The sequence below is a fragment of the Chitinophaga filiformis genome, assembly GCF_900102545.1.
In the GTDB taxonomy this organism is placed as follows: Bacteria; Bacteroidota; Bacteroidia; order Chitinophagales; family Chitinophagaceae; genus Chitinophaga; species Chitinophaga filiformis.
This window is the reverse complement of the sequence record NZ_FNBN01000009.1, coordinates 376,577-396,822: the sequence shown is the minus strand read 5'-3', so window position 1 is coordinate 396,822 and position 20,246 is coordinate 376,577. Positions and strand designations below refer to the sequence as shown.

The following is a 20,246-nucleotide window of genomic DNA, read 5'->3' as shown; positions in this document are numbered from 1 at the left end:
ATTTCTCAGGAATGAGCGCAACAAACGATGGTGCTTTGATTATCTTGGATTTACGTTTTCTTCCCATGTCAAACTGTTTCATCCAGGTCTTCAAACCAGACAGAGATATACCATTTTGCTCGCAAAACGCTTTCATCTTTAAAGAACTCTGTTGCCACTCAGATAGCAATCGCTTCTTTTCCGTAACAGATATCCGGGGTCTGGGAGATCCCTTGCCGAGACTTGATGTTGATTGGTCCATATTCCAAAACTACAACCGATAAACACCGCCGAAAAGATGCACTTGCTCGTAGGGATACAGATAGGCGATACTATTGGTGGAATTATGGGACCGCCAATAGCATTCTTAGGCGCTGGTTTGACATTCTTAGCCTTTTGGATCCAGTATAGAGCGAATCAACTCCAACGCTCACAATTCAGAATCTCCTTACGTCAACAAGAAGATCAACTAGAAGAACAACAAAGGATCTGGGAGGTAGAACGTTTCGAAAGCAGATTCTATGATTTATTAAAGAATCATAAAGAAAATGTTACGGAAATGAACCTTGCACCTGATGTAATCGGCAAAGTGTCGTTTCAGGCCTTATTTTATGAAATGCGGCACGTCTATAATGTAATTATAGACGTAAAGAAATCACACCCAATGATAGATGCACAGCAGCCTGCCGAGCGTCTGAACGCCATGTTAATGGCTTACAATATCTTCTATTATGGAATAGGCCCGAATTCAGAAAAGGCATATATAGGTGACTTTTCCAGCTTAGAAAAGTCAATGTTCATCCGGGTGAAGGGAATACTTCAAAATTGGCAAAAATCTTATCAGACTATCGGTAAACTAAGAGAATCTGCGGCTGAAGAACTAAGAGCAAAATGGCCGATTCATTACCACTATTATCCATATGATGGTCATTCAAATCTTCTTGGCAACTACTACAGACAGCTCTACCAGACTGTCACTTATGTTCAAACCAGGACGTTTTTGGATCACAATCAGAAATATGACTACTTGCGGTTTCTAAGGGCGCAATTAACAACCTTTGAGCAGCTGATGTTATTCTATAATGGGACTACCTGGTTTCCGGACAAATGGAAAATATATTTTACCGATTTCAGGTTGATCAAAAATATCCCACTAGAACTTGCAGACCTTGGCACAAAACCTGAACAATTGTATAAACCTGAAATTGAAAAACTGTGGAAGGAAAAACAAATAAAAATGTTCGAAGGCCAATCCATTATTGCGTGATAAAAAAACTAATTGTAATCAAATCAAGATTTCATTCGTTAAATAGTGGATCAAAGATAGCTATTGCAAAATGCTCCAAACGGCCAAGTTCATGTTCATCTTCCATAGGATGAAACCGAAATTTCAGTGCGGTTCTAATGTGTTGATTCACATAATCTTGATGGCTTTTAAAGTCATCAAGGCTGATCTGACCATTCTCGATCCACTCCTTTTTTAGCTCATTTCTTAAGGTTTTAAAGACGAATCCAAGTTCTTTAAATCGCTTAGATAAAAGCTTTTTGTTGAAGGTATGACTACGAAAATCAGCAGCCAATTCCCTGATACGAACCTTGCCGCTACGGGTAGTCTTACCAACATAAACAATATCATCTCCTTCATAAATAATATACAACCCCTGTTTCTCGACCGTTGTAATTTCTTTAAATGTCAACTGAGGGGAACCAATCACCCGCTGTAGAACTTCGGAAAATAGTTCGCTCTTAATGCGTATAATGCTTTTTTCTTCTTTCATGTTAATAAATGTACGTTCATGATGTTAAATTCCCATTTTTGAGCAACTGTTGCTCCTACTTTGTTTCCAGGTTGTAAAAGAAGGCGACAATAACTATAATCAGCCAAATGACGGCTAAGCCATCACCACAATACATAATAAAATATATAAATCAATCATCCTTACAAGTCATGAAATATATAATTTTCATTAAATCATTAGTAAAAAGGTTCGAACTTCGTCCCCGGTAGCCCGCGGAAGTTAAAAGCCTTCAGATGAAAGTCTGAAGGCTTTTTGTTGTAGAAGATTGTGGATTGAATGATCCAGAGCCTTCCATAACCAAAGGCTTCATCTCTCCTTTATCCAGGTCAAGTTTAAAAGATTGATAAATCGGCACATCCACCGATGAAGCCTTCAAAGATGCCCTAATACCTTCCAACGTCTTTGTATTTGGTTCATTTACAGAAAACACCACTATGGAGCAATCTGTGGAAAATGATATATGATTGATTGTAGAATATGCTTCGTGATTATATGTTTTTAACCTGATTTTTGTTTCATCCTTCGGACCTGGGCCGTCTCTATATATAAAATAGCCATTCTTGAAATATAGTATCCCATCTCCATTTGGCAACAAATATCCCTCCCCTGTATTACTATTATCCGAGGTATACACGGCATTGGGAATACCTGGTTGATATAATAAAATACCAGTGCTACTTTTTACAAAAACACCATTATCGCCGGCTACCGCATCAATCACTTCGCCTCTTACTAACGGCAAACTATATACGGAAGATTTCGCTATAGACCCCGGCATGGACTACGCAAGACTCGCTTCCGATGGTTGACTAGACCTTGTCGGGCAGGGTTGTTTACCTGCCGGGTAATTCCGAAGTGTTTCATTTATAAATCCTCACCCCATGGACTTTGCACAGCGCAATCGAAACTTGTCCCTTGTATCCGCTAAAGGGGACTGATTATCTAAATGATGATCAGTCCCTTTTTTCGGTTTGGGGTGGATTGCCCGATAGATGGGCAATCCTATCACACCATCTTTTATCTTCAGGTCAAGGAACTCACGCAGGCAGCCATGGTGGATTCTACCCAATCCTGCATAATTTGGTTCGAGGTTGCGATACCTGGGGCGGCGCGACTCAATTAAATGAGATAACTTCTTAGCAAAGAAGCATTCAAAATAAAGGGTTTGCGGGCTTTTTGCTTTTTTAGGCATTACCTGCTTTTACTTCGCATTATGGATGTAGTTCACTGCGTCATACCTAATTTTAAAAAGACTCAGTGACTTTTGCGCAAGATGCTGCTTATTAACCCTGTATAAGAACTGAACTCGGGATTTCACGCGACTTGCAGACGTAATTTTAAAACACTAAATGCGTAGTAAAATGGAAAGAGCTTCATTAGGAGCCATAGACCCGGCACCAAACAAGAGGGCCCGTTCTTTTTCTTACTTGCTTTGCATTGTAGTTTTTTTTATTTTATTTAGCGCACTTTTTTGATTAAAATGATTTGTTCCTATGAAAAGAATGCATATCCTGTTTGGTGGTTTGTTGATTCTTACTGTTCCCGCTTTTTCTCAGATACCCAAAGTTAAGTTGGAAAGTATCAGGAATAACGTAAGCGTAAAAAGGTCTGAAATAAAGACCAGCATTCCATTTGAACTTGTAGACGGAAACATTATCATCAATACTTATTGGGGAAAAGAAGGCCAGCCGGTAAAACTAAAGCTGGATAATGGCGCGAATACCGTGGTTGATTCCCTTACAAAAATTACCCTCAAAGATATTCGGGAAACCAACACTCCGGACAAAGCACGTCATACCCCTAACGGGCAAACTATCATGAGCCACTATTTAGTGACAGATAATGTCCGGGTGGGAGATCTTAATTTTAAGAACGTACCATTTCTGCCCGTACCTCATCAGGAGGGGCCGGAACAGGGCTTGATGGGTATTAATATGCTGAAAAAGGGGATCTGGAAAATTGATTTTGAGCACAAGCAGATCAGCTTTGCCACCACGATAGATTCTATTGAAGGAGTGAAGGATGCCAAACCTTTCCCTGCCAAATTTAACCGCGACGGTGATATCAAAGTAGAGATAGAGATAGATCATTCCCAGAAAGAACTAGTGAGTGTGGATTTAGGCTATAACGGAGATCTGGTTTTGCCACCCGCCTCCTTTACCCCAGTGATAAAGGATAAATATGTATACAAGGCAACAGGCACCAGTTCCACCATTGCAGGGGTAGTAGATACCAGATTTTATTTATATGAGCATGCCGTCTTCTCCTTTAATGGTGATACATATCTTGACTATGAAGTTTCCACTTCGGATATTGTAAAAGACAAGCTTTTAGGCGCCGGCTTTTTCTCTGATTTTAAATTTGTGATCTTTGATTTTGTGAACAGAAACATGTATGTATCTAAGGGGCTGATTCCCAGGAAGGTCAAGAGAATTCGTAAATGGTCGTTATAGCCATATCGCTGAAACATTCAGTTATCAGGATCTCGTAGGCAAAAAGCCGATAGCAATTCACACCTTATGCTTGATTTGACAATGCAAAGTCTATAGAAGTATAGTGACTGCACAGGAACTAAATAGTAAGTTCAGTGTGTGGCAAATCACAATATTTCGAAATCAGGCTTAGGGTTTCATTTTAAACAATGCACTATTCATACAGACCGGGGAACTCGTAAAGGCTAAAGTTTCCGAACTCACACCACCAATATGATGAGACAAATCTTCATCATCACGTCATAGGCCAAACGCAGTTGCCAACAGTTCTTGTTACTATATCCCATCCAGGAGGTTTATTGACGGTATAATTAGAAAATTAGGTGGGAAGTTCAGCTTGGGTTCCTGCTATTGGTACATAGAAAAGTAAAAGCAAAGCCACAAACTACTTAACGTATTCTGCGGCTTTGCTCTTCTGCTCTCTTAACAGATAAAGGTAATCGACGTTTTAAAACATCCAACTATTAGTATCTGGGTCTAAATCCAGGTCTTGGGCCGGATCTGGAGAAACGATTATTTTCTGGTCTTTCAGGTTTGGGACGAGCCTCATACACTACTATTGTCTGGCCAGCAACTACTGAATTATTCAATTCCTTAATTGCCTGTACTGCATTGGAATCGTCTGGCATTTCAACGAATGCAAAGCCTTTAGAACGGCCACTGTATTTATCATAAGCCACATTAATACTATATACAACTCCAAATGGGTCAAATAAAGACCATATTTCATCTTCAGTTGTTCTGTCACCTATATTACCTACAAAAATATTCACAATTATACTTTTAATTAAACACACATATTGCTAAAAAACAGCAACTTAGGAAGAAAAGAAACCCAAAATAAATCAGAAGGGGCCAAATCCAACCTTGCTAAAGGTATAGCAATAAATTGGGTAATACAGGATTAATTTATAGGGATATACATTATTATTAAATTCTCTAATAAGGATTGCTGTATTAGTACTAACAGATCAGATCTACTGAATGCACTGTAACATAGATAGATAACGCATTCCGTTTAGGCTCACTTCTCTGGAAAGATTTTCAACTGCCTGATGAGATTTGCCTGGTCTGAATTCATACGATTTATGATAGAATGTCCCTCCATATACCAACGTTAGTACACGCGATACAACCGTCTGCAACAAGATGCGGGCTCCGCAAAACAGACATTCCCTTTCCTTAACAGGTGGCTTTCATAGAGCTGGAAAGGCACAGCTACGCCTGCCTACTTTTAAAGTGGGAAGTAATACATGTCAAAATAATCTGTGCTGGCAAATTGAAGAATATGCAGGAATATGCAGACAAAGCTCCTCAACCAGCAGGAAGCCATTCGTAAACAGTAAAGACAGTTTTATGTAAGCAGCAACTCCTTCACCGTCTGACACCCCGGCAAATTTCCCGCTACTACAATGACTTTACCGCCTGCAGGCAACGCAGTTGCTTTATAATACCAATCTACTCTGTTGCGACCCAGCACTGCCTGACCGCTTTCTATGATAGCGCCCTCAGCGTCTAATACCTTTACCTCCACTTCTGCTACCCGGAACTCATTTTTGGCAGTCACCACTACATCCTCCTTTTCTAACCTGATACTTTGAACTTCCGGACTGCGGTAAGCATCCTTCACCGCCATATTGTAGGCATTCTGGCCCGGCCCGGCCAGCGACTGATAGTAGGCCTTTATCTCCGGATCGGCCATCATAACCTGCGCACGTGCCGAAGCAATGGTCATCTTATGCCTTGCTTCCAACTGTTTTTGTGTAGGCTTTTTCCTGGAAGGGCCGCGTTTCACCGCCATAATGATCTGCCCATTCCGTTCGTAGATGATGTAATGTTTGCCGAGAGTACCCCGTACAAGCTGCATGAGAATATTGTCTTTAACAATGGCCATAAAAAGGTTTTTTGAGGTTATCAATACAAAAGCTTGCTGTCTTAGTGCGACTAATATACAAATAGTTATGCAACCAGACATCATAATAGTATTTAGAGGTCACTTCAATATCCCATTGATATATAGGTATCCTTTAAATGGCCTTTTAATATCATCTAAGCTCCTTAATGATAAGCCGATTCCAGGCCGACGGTAAGCCGACAGTAAGCTATCCGAACGCTGCGTAAAGATTATCTAACTCCTGTAGGTCTATCATTTTGATGTGCCTGGTAGGTCTGAATTATATATCTTTACAGAAGATGCATTCCCTATATATCTTATGAGAGCACTTCTATTATCCTTATTAATCGGGACATTTCTGCTGCCTGTTCATGCCCAGAAAAGGGTTATTCGATTACAAACCTCAGACATAAACGTGGATAGTATCAGGCACTATCATCGAATCCTGATGATATCGGAAGGAGGAACGCAGGCTGAGGATTACATGAATAACCTCTCTGTTGAACTTATCGCGGCATTAAAAGAACTTAACATTGAATGTAAATACCAATATCTGGGAGACCCTTTGACGGTAAATACAAAAGCTGCACTTAGGCAGGTAATTAATTGGGAACATGATGCCTTGTTGCGTTTTATTCCATTGGCCAATAACGACAGGACGCGCCAGCACGATCTGTCATATTTTGCTACTCAGCCAGGATACAATGGACAAGTATACCGGCAGCGTCCAATAGTTACAGAACATATTATGGAAAATGCCTTTGAGCTATCGCTTGAAGAAAATAATAAGAATATATGGACGGCCAGGCTGGAATCATTGTCCCACCCAGATAAACAGAAAATGTACAAGAGGTTGTGTACCGTAATTATGAAAGAAATGAGCCGGTTTTATCTGATACCACGTGAGTAGTAGCCTATTAGTATAGTAATATACCCGATTTAAGATCCGGCATCTCCTGGTATAATGTATTTAATAAAGTATTAGATAGAAACGATATCTTTATTAACGTTCAACATTACCTCTACACAAATCTAAACTATATGAAAAACTGGCTTTTGCTATCCGTTTTCTTAGTTTCTTTTGTTGCCTGCCAACCAGGAACAAAAGAAAAATCCTTTATCGCCATTGAAGGACTTGACTCCACCATCCGGCCAGGCGATAACTTTTTCAATTATGTAAATCTAAAATGGTATGATACCGTGCAAATACCACCCAGCCAGTCGGGCGTAGGTGCATACCGGTTTATGAACTATCAGCAACGCCTCAAACTACAGGGTATTCTTGATAGTGTATCAAAAAGCAATAATTCCCCTGGTAGCCTGGAACAAAAAATCGGTGATTTCTTCGCTGCCGGAATGGATACCAATACTATCAATCAGCGTGGCTTTGAGCCAATCAAAACCGGGTTGAGCCAGATCAATGCCATCACCAGTGTTGCAGATATGCTTACATTCCTGGCGGAACAAACCAAATTGTCAAACGTATCTCTTATTGATTTCCAGGTTTCGCCCGATCAGGAAAACAGTAGCATGAATATGGGGCATATTTATCAAACTGGTATCGGCATGCCTGACAGAGATTATTACTTCAAGACGGATACAGCCACCGTAGCTATACAACAAGCATATAAAAAATATCTCGTAGATATTTTCACCTTGACTGGAAGCGATTCCGCGTTAGCGCAAAAAAATACAGCACTTGTTTACAATATTCAGAAACAACTGGCAACAGCGCATAAAACCAATGTTGAGTTGCGGGATGTAAAAGGCAATTTCCATAAAGTAGCACTGGCCGATTTAAATAAGCAACAACCCAATATAGGTTGGACGACCTTCTTCCAACATCTGGGTGCCACCATGGATTCACTGGACGTAGCTCAACCAGGTTATTATGATAAATTGAACGCACTCCTCAAATCGATTCCGCTTGAGGATTGGAAAATATACCTGAGAGCAAACTATACCAGTAATTATGCAGATTACCTCAGCCAACCTTTTGTGAAGGCATCTTTTGACTATAATAAAGCCCTTACAGGTCAGGCCGTGCAAAAAACACGTGGCGAGACTATGTCTGGCGTGGTAGATACCTATCTTGGCATGGCATTGGGACAATTATATACGAAGCTATACTTCCCCGAGTCAGCCAAAGCGCGGATGCTGGAGCTAGTGAATAACCTGCAAAAGGCATTCTCCAATAGAGTGGACAAGCTGGACTGGATGAGCGACAGCACCAAACAAAAAGCTAAGGAGAAATTATTTGCCATCACCAAAAAGATCGGATACCCCGATAAGTGGCGCGAATACAACAACGTAACCGTTGTGAGGAATAAATATTTTGAGAATGTGGTATCGGCGGCTGCGAACAATTTCCAATATAACCTGGCTAAACTGGGGAAGCCGGTTGACAAAACCGAATGGTTCACCACACCTGCTACAGTTACTGCTTATAATAATCCTTACGCGAACGAAATCGTATTTCCCGCCGGAATCCTGCAGCCCCCTTACTTTGACAATAATGCTGATGACGCGCTTAACTATGGCGGTATTGGTATGGTGATCGGGCATGAAATGACGCATACGTTTGACGACCAGGGGGCTCAGTTTGATAAGAACGGTAATGTAAAAAGCTGGTGGACAGCTCAGGACTATGAGAAGTTCAAAGCCAAAACACAACAGGTCATTGACCTGTACAGCCAGTTCACTGTACTGGATAGCATTCATATAAAGGGTGCGCTTACAGTAGGAGAAAACACAGCAGATCTCAGCGGAATTGCCGTAGCATATGATGCTTTTAAAATGACCAAACAAGGTCAGGATACAACGAAGATCGGCGGCTTTACACCCGATCAGCGATTCTTCTTTTCAATAGCCAGGATCTGGCGGGTGAAAATGAAGGATGAATACCTTCGCTATTGGGTAAACAACGATCCTCATTCTCCCCCCATGTGGCGTGTAAATGGCCCACTGATGAACATCCCGGCCTTTTATTCAGCTTTTAATGTACAACCCGGAGAGAAAATGTATCTGGATGCAGATAAACGGATCAAGATCTGGTAGAATGTGAAAGTCATTTTCTTTCACAAACTGAAAAGTTAGCAAAATATTTAAGGCCTTCAGATTTAGCATCTGAAGGCCTTTTTTTATAATCCGTAAATACCGCCTGAAACGGAAATCTTTTCTCCTGTAATCCACCCGGCATCATCAGAAGCAAGGAATACAGCTACTTTCGCAACATCTTCCGGCTGGCCAGTACGACCTAGTGGCGTGTTGGCAACCAATTTCGCTTCCATATCGCTGCCGATAAAGCCACCGCTATGTGAGCCTTCTGTTTCCACAATACCTGGTAAAATAGAATTGATACGCACATTTTTTGCACCCAGTTCTTTGGATAAAGAAATAGTTATAGCATCCAATGCTGCTTTAGTTGCGGAATACACCGCACCTGTAGGAAGAGGCGTTTTACCTGCTTCTGAACTGATGTTAATGATGTTACCGCCCTTATCACCAAACAGTTTTAAAGATGCCTGGATAGCGAGTAAAGAACCCCAAACATTGATGGCAAATTGTTTATCAAATGAATCTGCCGATACTTCTTCAATCGGCGCATATTGATAAATACCAGCATTGTTTACCAAAATATCTAATGCACCAAAAGCATTTTTTGTTTCCTCAAAAAGTCTGGTTACATCGGCGGCTTTCGACACATCGCCCTGCACCGAAATTGCTTTACCACCAGCGTCAGTGATGGCTTTTACAACATTGTCCGCACCTTCTTTGCTGGAAGCATAATTCACCACTACCTTAGCACCCTCTGCCGCAAAATACTTAGCAATAGATGCACCTATTCCTTTTGACGCACCAGTAACGACTACTACCTTGTTTTCTAGTTTATTCATATCTTCTCGTTTATTTGATGATTGAGGTACAAACTTATGACGACATGATATATTTCGGTAACTTTGTAACGAAAAGTAACAGTAACCTGGAGGTAACAAAGTAACTTATTATGGAATGTCAAAGAATTGAAAGACCAGATCACAAAAAAGAAATGATGGGCGTCCACGACGCAATGGACGTGTTGAGTGGAAAATGGAAAATACCTATTATCTCATCTATCTGCTATTACAACGAAAGAAGATTCTCTGACATTCTGAATGATGTACCCGGTATTTCAAACAAAATGTTGAGCAAGGAATTAAAAGAATTAGAAATAAATAAATTAATTAAACGAACAGTTTTAGATACACAACCTATAACCGTTCAGTATGTACTTACAGAACACGGTGAAACACTAAAAGGCATCATTAAGGATCTGACCGCCTGGGGGATATCACACCGGAAAAAAATTATCGGGAAATAGTTATTTTTAATTGCGCGTATCCCTATATCAATGGATCAATCACAACTTATTGCCAATATTAAGGAAGACCTGGTGCGAAAAAAATACTGCCTGCCATACAGTGATTTTAAGCCAGCCTGGAAATTCGCTTTTTACAATCCTGCTACCAAGGATGACCAGGGAGCCGTAGTTGTGCATCAGCCACCTGTTGATCAGATTACAACTACTTTTGTGGCCCTTTGTCTGGTGTCTATCCTATTAGGGTTAAGTTCGGGAAATTACGCTTATCTGCTTACTGCATTGCTATTATTAGCAACCACTGTCTGTTACAGAATCTTTTTCTATAAACCTTTATTTATCAGTATCAGCGCTACTGGTATAAGTTTCGGCGGACGGATATATCGCTGGGAAGACTTTATCGGCGCATATATGACAGTTACAGTAAAAGGTAAGTCATCAACATTAGCTGGCCTGGTATTAATTCAACAAGACGGTGGTTATATGTATCTGGACCTGTCCACTATGCGTCAATTTAACCGCATAGGTACAGCAATACGCGACTTCCAGCCTCCAGGCTGGAAAATCCAGCATTAATACGTATCCAATGTAGTTCACCCGCCAATAGCCATTCTTATGTACTTTACAGTTTCCTCCGGCTGCTCTTCAGGAACATAATGCCCACAGTCTTTTATCACCACGACCTTAGGCTCAGCAATAGCTTTCAGTGCGTTACCAATCTGTTCCCCCAATGCATATTGCCCTCCCAGGGCCCAAACAGGGATAGTTAAACGACGCTGTACATTCCTGTTATTTTCTGCGCTCAGGTTAAAAGCCCTGTAGTAGGCAAACCCACGCCCCAGTCTATCCTTTCCTGTATACGCCTTCACATATACATCCCTGTCTTCTACGCTGATAGCTGATTTAACGAACGACTTATTCGAGAAATACCAGGAAAGATACGCTTCTTCCCTACCCTCTACCAGCAATTCCGGTATATCTGCCACAGCATGGAAATAGAATTGCCATATCTTCTTTGCATTCTCCGGCTTAAATACGGCATCAGATATAAAGCCGGGGATAGCTGCATCAATGACAGTCAGGGTATTCAGCTGATCTTCATGTTGCAGCGCAAATGACACAGCTACCCAACTGCCTACATCATGCGATACCAGGTGCACCTTCCCTATTTTCTGTGCAGTGATAAATTTACTGATGATGGCAGCAACAGTTCTGGTATCATAGCTTTCCGCAGAACCACTGTTACCCAGACCCGGAAGATCTACCGCAATAACCCTGTTCCTTTTGGCCAGTTTCGGTATTACCTTACGCCATACATAGGACGTTTGCGGCCAGCCATGTAGCAGGAGGATCACCTCTCCCTGCCCTTGTTCGTAATAACAAAGCTTTGTACTTTCGATCTGGATGAATTTTGCATCCGGCATTTGTGCTTGCATATGCTTAGTGAATAAAAAAATAAACAGTGATAATAAAAATGTTTTCTGTCTCATGAAACAAAATTAGCCCCGGCACATTTTGTACAGGGAGACAAAAAACAGGTAATTCCTGCCAATTACAGGAACTACTCATTCATCTTACTATGTCTAAGGAAGAGAAACACATCGTTATCCTGGTACCGTCCAATTCTGCATTGATGGATATGGCCGGACCACTGGAAGTTTTTAACAGGGCTGCGATTCTGGCGCTGCGCGAAGAGCAGGATATCTGTTACATCGTACATACTGTGTCGGGTGAGAAGGCCCGCAAGGTTGTCACATCTTCTTTTTTGCCTATTCTCTGCGAATCTACTTTTGAAGAAGTGGATTATCCCATCGATACACTTATTCTTTCCGGCATCCCTGCGGATGATAACCAGCCTTTGGATGAACAGTTATTACCATGGATAGCCATGCAGGCAAAACAGGTTCGCAGGATATGTTCTGTATGTTCCGGCACCTTTATGCTGGCGCGGGCAGGAGTATTGAATGGGAAACGTGCCACTACACATTGGCGGCTCTGTCAACGTCTGGCAGATATGTTTCCTGAAGTGACGGTTGAAAACACCCCCGTCTTTGTAAAGGATGGTAACATCTATACTTCTGCGGGCGTAACTACCGGTATGGACATGGCCCTGGCGTTGGTCGAAGAAGATATGGGCAGATCCTTTGCGCTGAATATTGCCCGGCAGATGGTACTTTTCCTCAAACGTCCCGGCAACCAGTCGCAATACAGTACTATGCTGGAAGCACAGGAAACAGACTATGAACCGGTGAAGACTGCACTTGCCTGGTTGCATAAGCACCTGCATGAGGACATCACGGTAGAACGGCTGGCGCAGCAGGCAGCTATGAGCCCCCGCAATTTCGCAAGGATGTTTGTACAGGAACTAAAGATCACTCCTGCCAGATATGTAGAAAAGCTCCGGCTGGAACAGGCCTGCAGAAGCCTCACAGAAAAGAAACTGACGCAGGATGAAATAGCAGTACAAACAGGATTCGGTAATGCAGAGAATATGCGGAAAGTGTTCCTGAGAACTATGGAGGTCACACCATCTCAATACCGGAAAAGATTCAGAAGCTCATTTAGTTGACTGACCGTACACCTGCTTCCTCCGGAACATTCCTGCTTTGTTGCCGCCTGATTGACAGCCGCCGACCTTTCTGACAGATTAAATCCATCTGCTCCTGCCAGTCTGTCCAGATTTATAGGAGGTAAGATATTTGATGCATCTAAAAAAATCGATACAATTTAAATGATGGATGCATATTCTCAAATGATCATTGACGCTGTCGAAAAAGCCAGTCCGGCAGTGGTCAAAATAGAACGACTGAATGCCAACAATAACCAGGAAGCAGTGTCCGGAACTGGCTCCGGATTCCTCTTCTCTTCTGATGGTTATCTGTTCACCAACAGTCACGTTGTAAACGGGGCCACCAGCCTGAAAGTGATGCTGCAGGATGGCCGTGTATACCCAGCCAGTCTGGCCGGCCAGGATCCCGCTACGGACCTGGCGCTATTAAAGATTGATGCCCGGGAATTTTCTCCTGTGAAACTGGGCGACTCCGATGAACTGAAGATCGGGCAGATGGTAATTGCCATCGGGAATCCCCTGGGATTCCAGCACACCGTTACCGCAGGCGTGATCAGTGCTTTGGGCAGATCATTGCAGGGACAGGACGGTATGATGATGGATGCGATGATACAAACAGATGCCGCATTGAATCCAGGTAATTCCGGTGGCCCACTCATTAACAGTAACGGAGAGGTCATTGGTGTAAATACCGCTGTTATAAGAGGCGCACAGGGTCTTTGTTTTGCTATCAGCATCAATACGGCCAAGGCTATCGCCAACCAGCTGATCCGTTATGGTAAAGTCAAAAGAGCGTATGTTGGTGTTGCCATGCAGCAGATCGATCTCGTACCAAGATTGCGTACCATTCATCAGCTGAAAAACAAACAGGCTTTATTTATATCCAAAGTGGAACGCAATAGTCCCGCAGCCAAAGCAGGCATCCTGAATGGAGATATCATCTACCAGTTCAATGACCAGCCGGTGGAAACAGCTGACCAGTTTTTTAAAATGATGACAGCCGATAAAATAGGTCAGTTCCAGTATATCAATGTGATACGGGATAATGAGAAGCTTGAGTTGCGGATCACACCGATAGAAAGAGGAGATTGAGCGCGGTGATACTCGCTATGTAAATTAATAGCACCCTCTGCCGGAGGAAGTCTTTCATTCCCCGGGAAACATCTGTAAATTAGATAACGTTCCACGGCAAGACTGCCTCCAGTTGATCACGTTATACTATTTACACATGGGTAAGAAATTGTTGTTATTGACCATTAGCCTGCTGGCATTCAGCCAGTTCGCCCGACTCTCTGCGCAAACATTGGGCATTTTCGACGCACAAACAGATGTCGGCAAGGTGAAACATACCGGTACTACACAGTACAACCCAAAAACACAGCAGTACACCATCAGCGGCGCAGGTACGAATATGTGGTTCGGCAGCGATGAATTTCATTTCGTATGGAAAAAGATGAAAGGTGATTTCATTCTCCGTACAAATGCCCGCTTCATTGGCAAGGGAAAGGAAGCTCACCGCAAATGGGGACTGATGATACGCAGCTCACTGGATACCAACGCTACACACGTGAATGGTGTTGTACATGGAGACGGCTTAACCTCCCTGCAGTTCAGGCGTACTACAGGGGCGAATACCGAAGAAATAAAATCAACGCTGACAACTGCGGATGTTGTACAGCTGGAACGGAAAGGTAATACGTTCATTTTATCCGTAGCCCGTAACGGACAAACATTCGTCAGTGAAAAACTGGATGACCTCTCATTGGGAGATGAGGTATATGCAGGCCTGTTTGTCTGCTCACACAATCCGGATGTTGTGGAGAATGCTATATTCAGTAATGTGCGCATTACGGTACCTGCACCTGCCACCTTGGTGCCTTATCGCCAGTACATAGGCAGCATGCTCGAAATACTGGATATCGCTACACAAAACAGCACTATTGTTTACCAGACGCCGGGCTCCATACAGGCGCCCAACTGGAACAAGGATGGTAAATCACTGATCTATAATGCCGATGGATTATTGTACCAGTTTGACCTGGAGAAGAAAATCCCATCCCTGATCAATACCGGAGATGCGAAAAAGAACAACAATGATCACGTATTATCGTTTGACGGGAAAATGCTGGCCATCAGTAGTGGCGATGGAGAAAAAGGCGCTTCCATTGGTTATGTAGTGCCACGTACGGGAGGCACTCCTGCGCGTATCAACAAAATTGGTCCCTCTTATATGCATGGATGGTCGCCGGATGGAAAGTTCCTGGTATTTACCGGGCAGCGTAATGGAGAGTTTGATATTTACCGTGTGCCCGCTGCCGGTGGCGAGGAAGTCAGGCTGACCATGGCTCCCGGACTGGACGATGGTCCTGAATATACACCGGATGGCAAATATATTTACTTCAACTCCGTGCGTAATGGACTGATGCAGCTATGGCGGATGAAGGCGGATGGTTCAGAACAGACACAGATTACAAACGATGGTTTTAATAACTGGTTCCCGCATATTTCTCCGGATGGTAAATGGATTGTATTCCTTTCCTTCCTGAAAGAAGAAGTAGATCCTTCAGATCATCCTTTTTATAAACACGTTTATTTACGGCTGATGCCTGCCAGTGGGGGTCCTGCAAAAGTGATTGCCTACCTGTACGGCGGACAAGGCACGATCAATACGCCCTCATGGTCGCCCGATAGCAAACGTATCGCATTTATCAGCAACACAAACCTGCTGTTTCCCATATTTCCTTCCGGAAAATGACTTTACACGCGGCTCAACTGCTTGTTGAGCTCAACGGCAGCACTAATTAAAGCGAGGTGTGTGAATGCCTGGGGAAAGTTCCCCAGGTGTTCTCCCTTCTTCCCCAGTTCCTCACTGAAGAGTCCCAGGTGATTGGCATAACCGATCATCTTTTCAAAACTTTCTATTGCCAGCTCCAGTTCTCCGCATTTGGCAAGGGCTTCAATATACCAGAATGAACACATATTGAAAGTGCCCTCTTCCCCATCCAGTCCGTCAATCTTTTCCAGGTGGTTCCGGTAACGGTAAATGAGTACATCCAGGCGCAGGTCTCTGTCTATTACCTTCATGGTGGAAAGCCATCTGGGCTCCAGTGGCGTGATAAAGTGGGTCAGGGGCATCAGCAACGCGGCGGCATCTACTGCTTTGGCGCCTTTGTATTGCACCCATGCTCCCAGCTCTTCGTTCCAGAAGTTATGGTAGATGTCATTATAGATCTCATCGCGGACGGTCTGCCACTCTGTTTCCGGATAAGGGAATGAGCGGTGTTGTGCTATTTTGATGGCTCTGTCCATAGCTACCCAGCACATTAAACGGGAGTGCAGGAATTCCCGTTTTTCGTTCCTTATTTCCCATATACCATGATCGGCGGTTTTCCAGTCGCTGATCACACATTCCACCTGTTTCCTGATCAGGGCCCAGAATTCGAAGGTAATGGGTTCATAAGACTTATTGTAGATGTAAATAGTATCGATCAGTTCTCCGTAAATATCCGTCTGACGTTGACTGGCGGCAGCATTACCAATACGCACAGGTTTAGCTCCCTTGTACCCATCCAGGTGTTTCAATACCTGCTCTTCACCGGCTTTACTGCCATCAATATTGTACAGCAATTGCAGTTTGCTTTCCGAACACAGGTTGAAGATCCAGTTCATAAAGGCGGTCGCTTCATCAAAAAAGCCCAGTTTCAGGAAGGCATACATGGTAAAGGCGGCATCCCTTATCCAGTTAAAACGGTAGTCCCAGTTACGGTTACCAGCCAGGGTCTCCGGGATTCCAAAAGTAGGTGCCGCCACTACGGAACCGAATTTAACGGAAGTCAATAATTTCAGTGTAATGGCCGACCGTTGTATCAACTCCCCATAATGTCCCCTATAAGTCGATTTGCCTACCCATTGCCGCCATTTTACGATTGTTTCCTGGTAGATGTCCGTATAATATTCTACGCCCTCTAAAGGCTCCTTATTGTCTTTTTTAACTGCCTGCAATACGATATTGGCTACTTCCGATTCCCGGAGGGTAAATTCCGCGTATCCGTTCTTATGTTTCAGCCGTAAAGGAACATCTGCTATCAACCGGAGTTGCACATTCCCATCGTTAATAGGCGTAAAGATGATCTCATTTTTCCGCTTCTTCAGCACTGCCTCATGTTTAGCTGCCGCGTAATCAAACCGGGGTACGCAATTCACCTTGAAAGTGATATTCCCCCTGATGGTTTTGATCTTGCGGACTATCGTACAATCTGTATCTTTTTGTACATCAGCAATGGGCATATAGTCTGTCAGCTCAGCAATACCTGAATCGGAGAAATAACGGGTGAGCAGGATAGCCGTACCGGGTATGTATAATTGTTTGGAGGTATAATCCTGCATCTCAGGTTCAACGGAAAAATAACCGCCTTTAGTGGAATCCAGCAAGGAGGCAAAGATAGTGGGAGAATCGAAACGGGGAAAACACATGAAGTCAATGGACCCCGTCAGGGAGACCAGGGCAACTGTCTCAAGGTTGCCGATAATACCATAATTCTCAATGCGTTGATATGGTCTTTCCTGATGTTTCATACCAGTATTTATCATTAACCATGCCTAAAGCTGCCGATCCTGCTACAGCAAGGAAAACACCCCGGGAATTCCGCTATCTTCCGGCTTCCCAATGTGCTGCGGTACCTTATCTTTACAGTATGTTAGAACTGCCTATTACCGTGCGAATTCCCTCAGATGAGGAAATAGACTACCGGCCGGACATCGACGAGATCCTTTTCAAGAGAAGGAAAGCGAAGATCGTAGAAGGGTACTCTCTTACACTCAATGAGAATCCCCGTCTGCCCTACCGCTTCCAGGCCATGATCAATATAGACAACAGCCGTTTATGGGCCCTGTTCCAGGCGCTGGCTGCCACCCTGCCGGATAAGGTAAGCTGCGTGTATGGTATATATGAAGAAGATGCTGTTACCACTCCCCTGCTGCAGAAACAGTTCATACTGAAAGAGCTGGAAAAATACCGGGAGGAACTGACGCAGGACTGCCTGCTGGAGGCCGGACTGCTCTTCCGGGTAAAAGATATACTCCTGGAACTTAACATCAGTGAAAGTAAATATATCCGGTACTGGGGTGCAGAGTTGGAACGGTTCCGCCTGCTGATGCAATCATTTCATTTAACACAAGTGGAGGGGCTGGAATTTATTGATGAATATCCGAAGATAGTAACTCCGCTGAGAGAATTGGTACGTACGGCCAAAGCACCGGAAACTGTGCTTTATTATCTTGACCAGGCCTTTCATATTGACAGAACAGCACCTGATCCTTTTTTCGACTGATAAAAAATATCCCGGCTATCGGTATAGCCGGGATATTGTATAGCATTGCATGTACGCAGATCCCCGTTCATCCCCTCCTGGTTATTATACAATTATGGCAATGCTACGGAGTAATGAATGGGCTGCTACAATGCAGGATTAGCGGAATACTCTGCCCACAGCTGGTCTACCGTTTTAGTAGTCAGACTTACCCAGGTATTAGCTGTATAGGTCTTATTACGCAACGCAGTGTTCAGATCTGTTACGATCGTACTGCGTTTGTGCAGTTCCAGCCAGGCCAGGAAACGTGCGGTAACACGGTAGGCATCTGTATACGACTGAGAAGCTGACCAGTTAGGTAATGACCATCCGGCAGGACCGTTATTCACGCCATACTTATAACGGACATAATCGGCTATACCCTCAGTCAGCCAACCGGGAGCGCCACCGGTATATGCCTGTACTACGTGCATGATCTCATGCGTTACAACATCTACATCCTGCGGATGGCTATGGAACCATGCGGAGCTGTAGGTAATAGTGGTACCGGAAGTGGCCGCCACGCCACTGTAGGCTGGATCTATCACGAAAGTAACTGCTTTAACGGCGCCGGTATTGAACCTGGTCACCAACTGCGGATAAACGCTGAAAAAGATATCTACAAATTTCTGACGTACAGCGTCATCGAAAGTAGCGTCCTTGTTGGTGATGGTCACTTTGTAACCATTACTTGTGTATATGACGGTACCTACGGGTGTAGTGGCCGCCGCAGTGACTTCTCCGGCAACGCGGGCTGCTTCATTAAGATCTCCCTTAGGCTGATCGGGAGTTACGAGGTCAGATTTGCTACAGGCAGACATTAAAAAGATACCAAGGGTACCAATAATCATGGAATAATTTAGCGAATGTCTCATTTTGTGAGTGGGTTTACATAGGAGGCAGATGAACAGTGATCTCAGGAAAATAAACGCAATAAGTTCAATTTTCGTACGTCTGTCTTCCAGCTGTATTCCCCGTGCTAATATTATTGAATGACAAACAGTACTTTATACTTCAACCGGCTCCGGGCTTTCCTGCAGCGCCTGACGGGTATATTCCAGCCCCACAGTGTATATTGCATCGAAACGTTTAAAATCGAACATGCCGAACCCTCCTAACTTCTCTGGCTCAATGAAGCGACTACACAGCAGCTTGTTTTTCAATACCGGTTCATTAATGGCCATATGCAGGGTTCTTTCCATGTTGGCGCGAATGCCGCTTGCAGGATTGTAAGGAGTGAGCGGATTGACATGTACACCGATAATGGATGTATATTTCCCTATCAGCGGTTCTACCGGCAGGTTTCCTGAAATACCTCCATCCACATAAGGCACACCATCAATTACTACCGGCGGGAACAACATCGGGATACTTGAAGCCGCCAGTATAGCGGGTATCAGTGGCCCTTTGTCAAAAATAGTCTGTTGTCCCGTGGAAAAGTTGGTAGCGGTAACATATAATGGGATGGGCAATGATTCAAAGGTAGTATGTCGTAAAGTTTGCGTCAGCACCTTTTCCAGGAGTTTTAATGACAGGAATCCTGTCTTCAGGTGTTTCCAGTCAACCGTTAATCCCATCTTTGTATGCAGGAAGATCTCCTTCACCTCATCTGTAGTGTATCCGTCACAGATAAACGCTGCGGCTATAGAGCCGGCGCTGGTAGCGGCAATCACTTCGGGAAAAATATGCTGTTCAGCAAATGCTTTTAATACACCAATATGGGCATAACCACGGGCGCCACCACCGGATAGCACAAAGGGGCGCTGTATAGGGACTCTCAACTCCTGATTCATCCGGCTAATATATAT

At 43.6% G+C, this 20,246-nt stretch carries 21 protein-coding genes; 10 read left to right on the top strand and 11 right to left on the bottom strand.

The features are described 5' to 3' along the window. Nucleotides 1–241: IS66 family insertion sequence element accessory protein TnpA (gene tnpA / locus BLR32_RS34670; protein WP_394331203.1), on the bottom strand; the 241-nt coding region annotated here is incomplete at its 3' end. A gap of 36 nt (nucleotides 242–277) precedes the next feature. Here tnpA and BLR32_RS28900 point away from each other — a divergent pair. After that, nucleotides 278–1,246, top strand: coding sequence for a putative phage abortive infection protein (locus tag BLR32_RS28900; protein WP_143011629.1), 969 nt, complete (start codon nucleotides 278–280; stop codon nucleotides 1,244–1,246). A 31-nt stretch (nucleotides 1,247–1,277) separates the two neighbouring features. Here BLR32_RS28900 and BLR32_RS28895 read toward each other — a convergent pair whose 3' ends face one another. From BLR32_RS28895 to BLR32_RS33880, 3 genes are all read right to left on the bottom strand, one after another. Continuing rightward, a complete protein-coding gene (locus BLR32_RS28895) occupies nucleotides 1,278–1,757 on the bottom strand; it encodes a hypothetical protein (protein WP_089837233.1) in 480 nt (159 codons plus the stop codon). 250 nt (nucleotides 1,758–2,007) lie between these two features. Further along, complete coding sequence (locus BLR32_RS28890; RefSeq protein WP_143011628.1) at nucleotides 2,008–2,520, bottom strand: hypothetical protein; 513 nt, start codon at nucleotides 2,518–2,520, stop codon at nucleotides 2,008–2,010. A 132-nt stretch (nucleotides 2,521–2,652) separates the two neighbouring features. Next, a complete protein-coding gene (locus tag BLR32_RS33880) occupies nucleotides 2,653–2,970 on the bottom strand; it encodes a hypothetical protein (protein WP_143011627.1) in 318 nt (105 codons plus the stop codon). Nucleotides 2,971–3,271: 301 nt separating this feature from the next. On the opposite strand from BLR32_RS33880, the gene BLR32_RS28885 reads away from it, so the two are divergent. Then, nucleotides 3,272–4,231: a retroviral-like aspartic protease family protein gene (locus BLR32_RS28885; RefSeq protein WP_089837230.1), complete on the top strand. Its 960-nt coding sequence runs from the start codon at nucleotides 3,272–3,274 to the stop codon at nucleotides 4,229–4,231. Nucleotides 4,232–4,734: 503 nt separating this feature from the next. Here BLR32_RS28885 and BLR32_RS28880 read toward each other — a convergent pair. Both BLR32_RS28880 and BLR32_RS28875 read right to left on the bottom strand, forming a co-directional pair. Then, on the bottom strand, nucleotides 4,735–5,043 hold the full coding sequence (locus BLR32_RS28880) for an RNA recognition motif domain-containing protein (RefSeq protein ID WP_089837228.1): 309 nt from the start codon (nucleotides 5,041–5,043) through the stop codon (nucleotides 4,735–4,737). A 581-nt stretch (nucleotides 5,044–5,624) separates the two neighbouring features. Continuing rightward, nucleotides 5,625–6,164, bottom strand: coding sequence for a hypothetical protein (locus BLR32_RS28875; protein WP_089837226.1), 540 nt, complete (start codon nucleotides 6,162–6,164; stop codon nucleotides 5,625–5,627). A 319-nt stretch (nucleotides 6,165–6,483) separates the two neighbouring features. Between BLR32_RS28875 and BLR32_RS28870 the strand changes: the two genes are divergently transcribed. Together BLR32_RS28870 and BLR32_RS28865 are read left to right on the top strand one after the other, a co-directional pair. Further along, on the top strand, nucleotides 6,484–7,074 hold the full coding sequence (locus BLR32_RS28870) for a hypothetical protein (RefSeq protein WP_089837224.1): 591 nt from the start codon (nucleotides 6,484–6,486) through the stop codon (nucleotides 7,072–7,074). Between the two features lie 131 nt (nucleotides 7,075–7,205). After that, nucleotides 7,206–9,221, top strand: a complete 2,016-nt coding sequence (locus BLR32_RS28865; RefSeq protein WP_089837222.1) for a M13 family metallopeptidase — start codon at nucleotides 7,206–7,208, stop codon at nucleotides 9,219–9,221. Between the two features lie 83 nt (nucleotides 9,222–9,304). Here the strand turns inward: BLR32_RS28865 and BLR32_RS28860 are convergent, their stop codons facing one another. Next, complete coding sequence (locus tag BLR32_RS28860; protein ID WP_089837221.1) at nucleotides 9,305–10,060, bottom strand: SDR family NAD(P)-dependent oxidoreductase; 756 nt, start codon at nucleotides 10,058–10,060, stop codon at nucleotides 9,305–9,307. A gap of 110 nt (nucleotides 10,061–10,170) precedes the next feature. Between BLR32_RS28860 and BLR32_RS28855 the strand changes: the two genes are divergently transcribed. Both BLR32_RS28855 and BLR32_RS28850 read left to right on the top strand, forming a co-directional pair. Further along, on the top strand, nucleotides 10,171–10,524 hold the full coding sequence (locus BLR32_RS28855) for a winged helix-turn-helix transcriptional regulator (RefSeq protein WP_089837219.1): 354 nt from the start codon (nucleotides 10,171–10,173) through the stop codon (nucleotides 10,522–10,524). A gap of 30 nt (nucleotides 10,525–10,554) precedes the next feature. Then, nucleotides 10,555–11,097, top strand: coding sequence for a hypothetical protein (locus BLR32_RS28850; RefSeq protein ID WP_089837217.1), 543 nt, complete (start codon nucleotides 10,555–10,557; stop codon nucleotides 11,095–11,097). 17 nt (nucleotides 11,098–11,114) lie between these two features. Here the strand turns inward: BLR32_RS28850 and BLR32_RS28845 are convergent, their stop codons facing one another. Continuing rightward, entirely contained in the window at nucleotides 11,115–11,957 is an 843-nt protein-coding gene (locus BLR32_RS28845; RefSeq protein ID WP_089837278.1) for an alpha/beta fold hydrolase, read from the bottom strand. A 143-nt stretch (nucleotides 11,958–12,100) separates the two neighbouring features. Here BLR32_RS28845 and BLR32_RS28840 point away from each other — a divergent pair, with 143 nt between their 5' ends. The 3 genes from BLR32_RS28840 (at nucleotide 12,101) to BLR32_RS28830 (ending at nucleotide 15,845) form a co-directional block, all read left to right on the top strand. After that, nucleotides 12,101–13,090 (top strand): GlxA family transcriptional regulator, encoded by a 990-nt coding sequence (locus BLR32_RS28840; protein ID WP_089837215.1) that lies wholly within the window; start codon nucleotides 12,101–12,103, stop codon nucleotides 13,088–13,090. Nucleotides 13,091–13,252: 162 nt separating this feature from the next. After that, entirely contained in the window at nucleotides 13,253–14,182 is a 930-nt protein-coding gene (locus BLR32_RS28835) for a S1C family serine protease (RefSeq protein ID WP_245705546.1), read from the top strand. 136 nt (nucleotides 14,183–14,318) lie between these two features. Further along, nucleotides 14,319–15,845: a TolB family protein gene (locus BLR32_RS28830; protein ID WP_089837213.1), complete on the top strand. Its 1,527-nt coding sequence runs from the start codon at nucleotides 14,319–14,321 to the stop codon at nucleotides 15,843–15,845. 2 nt (nucleotides 15,846–15,847) lie between these two features. On the opposite strand, the gene BLR32_RS28825 is transcribed toward BLR32_RS28830, so the two are convergent. After that, nucleotides 15,848–17,665 (bottom strand): glycoside hydrolase family 15 protein, encoded by a 1,818-nt coding sequence (locus tag BLR32_RS28825; RefSeq protein WP_089837274.1) that lies wholly within the window; start codon nucleotides 17,663–17,665, stop codon nucleotides 15,848–15,850. Between the two features lie 20 nt (nucleotides 17,666–17,685). Between BLR32_RS28825 and BLR32_RS28820 the strand changes: the two genes are divergently transcribed. Next, complete coding sequence (locus BLR32_RS28820; RefSeq protein ID WP_089837211.1) at nucleotides 17,686–18,420, top strand: hypothetical protein; 735 nt, start codon at nucleotides 17,686–17,688, stop codon at nucleotides 18,418–18,420. A gap of 125 nt (nucleotides 18,421–18,545) precedes the next feature. Here the strand turns inward: BLR32_RS28820 and BLR32_RS28815 are convergent, their stop codons facing one another. Continuing rightward, the gene (locus BLR32_RS28815) at nucleotides 18,546–19,313 is read right to left on the bottom strand and encodes a basic secretory protein-like protein (RefSeq protein ID WP_245705545.1); all 768 of its coding nucleotides are present in this window, start codon (nucleotides 19,311–19,313) and stop codon (nucleotides 18,546–18,548) included. 132 nt (nucleotides 19,314–19,445) lie between these two features. Next, the gene (locus BLR32_RS28810) at nucleotides 19,446–20,231 is read right to left on the bottom strand and encodes a patatin-like phospholipase family protein (protein WP_089837208.1); all 786 of its coding nucleotides are present in this window, start codon (nucleotides 20,229–20,231) and stop codon (nucleotides 19,446–19,448) included. Nucleotides 20,232–20,246: the final 15 nt, after the last annotated feature.

Excerpts from the sequence above, each read along its gene's own strand:
- BLR32_RS28830 (WP_089837213.1), top strand. The coding sequence starts at position 14,319 with ATGGGTAAGAAATTGTTGTTATTGACCATTAGCCTGCTGGCATTCAGC.
- BLR32_RS28820 (WP_089837211.1), top strand. The coding sequence starts at position 17,686 with ATGCCTAAAGCTGCCGATCCTGCTACAGCAAGGAAAACACCCCGGGAA.
- BLR32_RS28840 (WP_089837215.1), top strand. The coding sequence starts at position 12,101 with ATGTCTAAGGAAGAGAAACACATCGTTATCCTGGTACCGTCCAATTCT.
- BLR32_RS28895 (WP_089837233.1), bottom strand. The coding sequence starts at position 1,757 with ATGAAAGAAGAAAAAAGCATTATACGCATTAAGAGCGAACTATTTTCC.
- BLR32_RS28850 (WP_089837217.1), top strand. The coding sequence starts at position 10,555 with ATGGATCAATCACAACTTATTGCCAATATTAAGGAAGACCTGGTGCGA.
- BLR32_RS28900 (WP_143011629.1), top strand. The coding sequence starts at position 278 with ATGCACTTGCTCGTAGGGATACAGATAGGCGATACTATTGGTGGAATT.
- BLR32_RS28815 (WP_245705545.1), bottom strand. The coding sequence starts at position 19,313 with ATGAGACATTCGCTAAATTATTCCATGATTATTGGTACCCTTGGTATC.
- BLR32_RS28885 (WP_089837230.1), top strand. The coding sequence starts at position 3,272 with ATGAAAAGAATGCATATCCTGTTTGGTGGTTTGTTGATTCTTACTGTT.
- BLR32_RS28875 (WP_089837226.1), bottom strand. The coding sequence starts at position 6,164 with ATGGCCATTGTTAAAGACAATATTCTCATGCAGCTTGTACGGGGTACT.
- BLR32_RS28865 (WP_089837222.1), top strand. The coding sequence starts at position 7,206 with ATGAAAAACTGGCTTTTGCTATCCGTTTTCTTAGTTTCTTTTGTTGCC.
- BLR32_RS33880 (WP_143011627.1), bottom strand. The coding sequence starts at position 2,970 with ATGCCTAAAAAAGCAAAAAGCCCGCAAACCCTTTATTTTGAATGCTTC.
- BLR32_RS28835 (WP_245705546.1), top strand. The coding sequence starts at position 13,253 with ATGATGGATGCATATTCTCAAATGATCATTGACGCTGTCGAAAAAGCC.
- BLR32_RS28855 (WP_089837219.1), top strand. The coding sequence starts at position 10,171 with ATGGAATGTCAAAGAATTGAAAGACCAGATCACAAAAAAGAAATGATG.
- BLR32_RS28845 (WP_089837278.1), bottom strand. The coding sequence starts at position 11,957 with ATGCAAGCACAAATGCCGGATGCAAAATTCATCCAGATCGAAAGTACA.
- BLR32_RS28860 (WP_089837221.1), bottom strand. The coding sequence starts at position 10,060 with ATGAATAAACTAGAAAACAAGGTAGTAGTCGTTACTGGTGCGTCAAAA.
- BLR32_RS28870 (WP_089837224.1), top strand. The coding sequence starts at position 6,484 with ATGAGAGCACTTCTATTATCCTTATTAATCGGGACATTTCTGCTGCCT.
- BLR32_RS28825 (WP_089837274.1), bottom strand. The coding sequence starts at position 17,665 with ATGAAACATCAGGAAAGACCATATCAACGCATTGAGAATTATGGTATT.
- BLR32_RS28810 (WP_089837208.1), bottom strand. The coding sequence starts at position 20,231 with ATGAATCAGGAGTTGAGAGTCCCTATACAGCGCCCCTTTGTGCTATCC.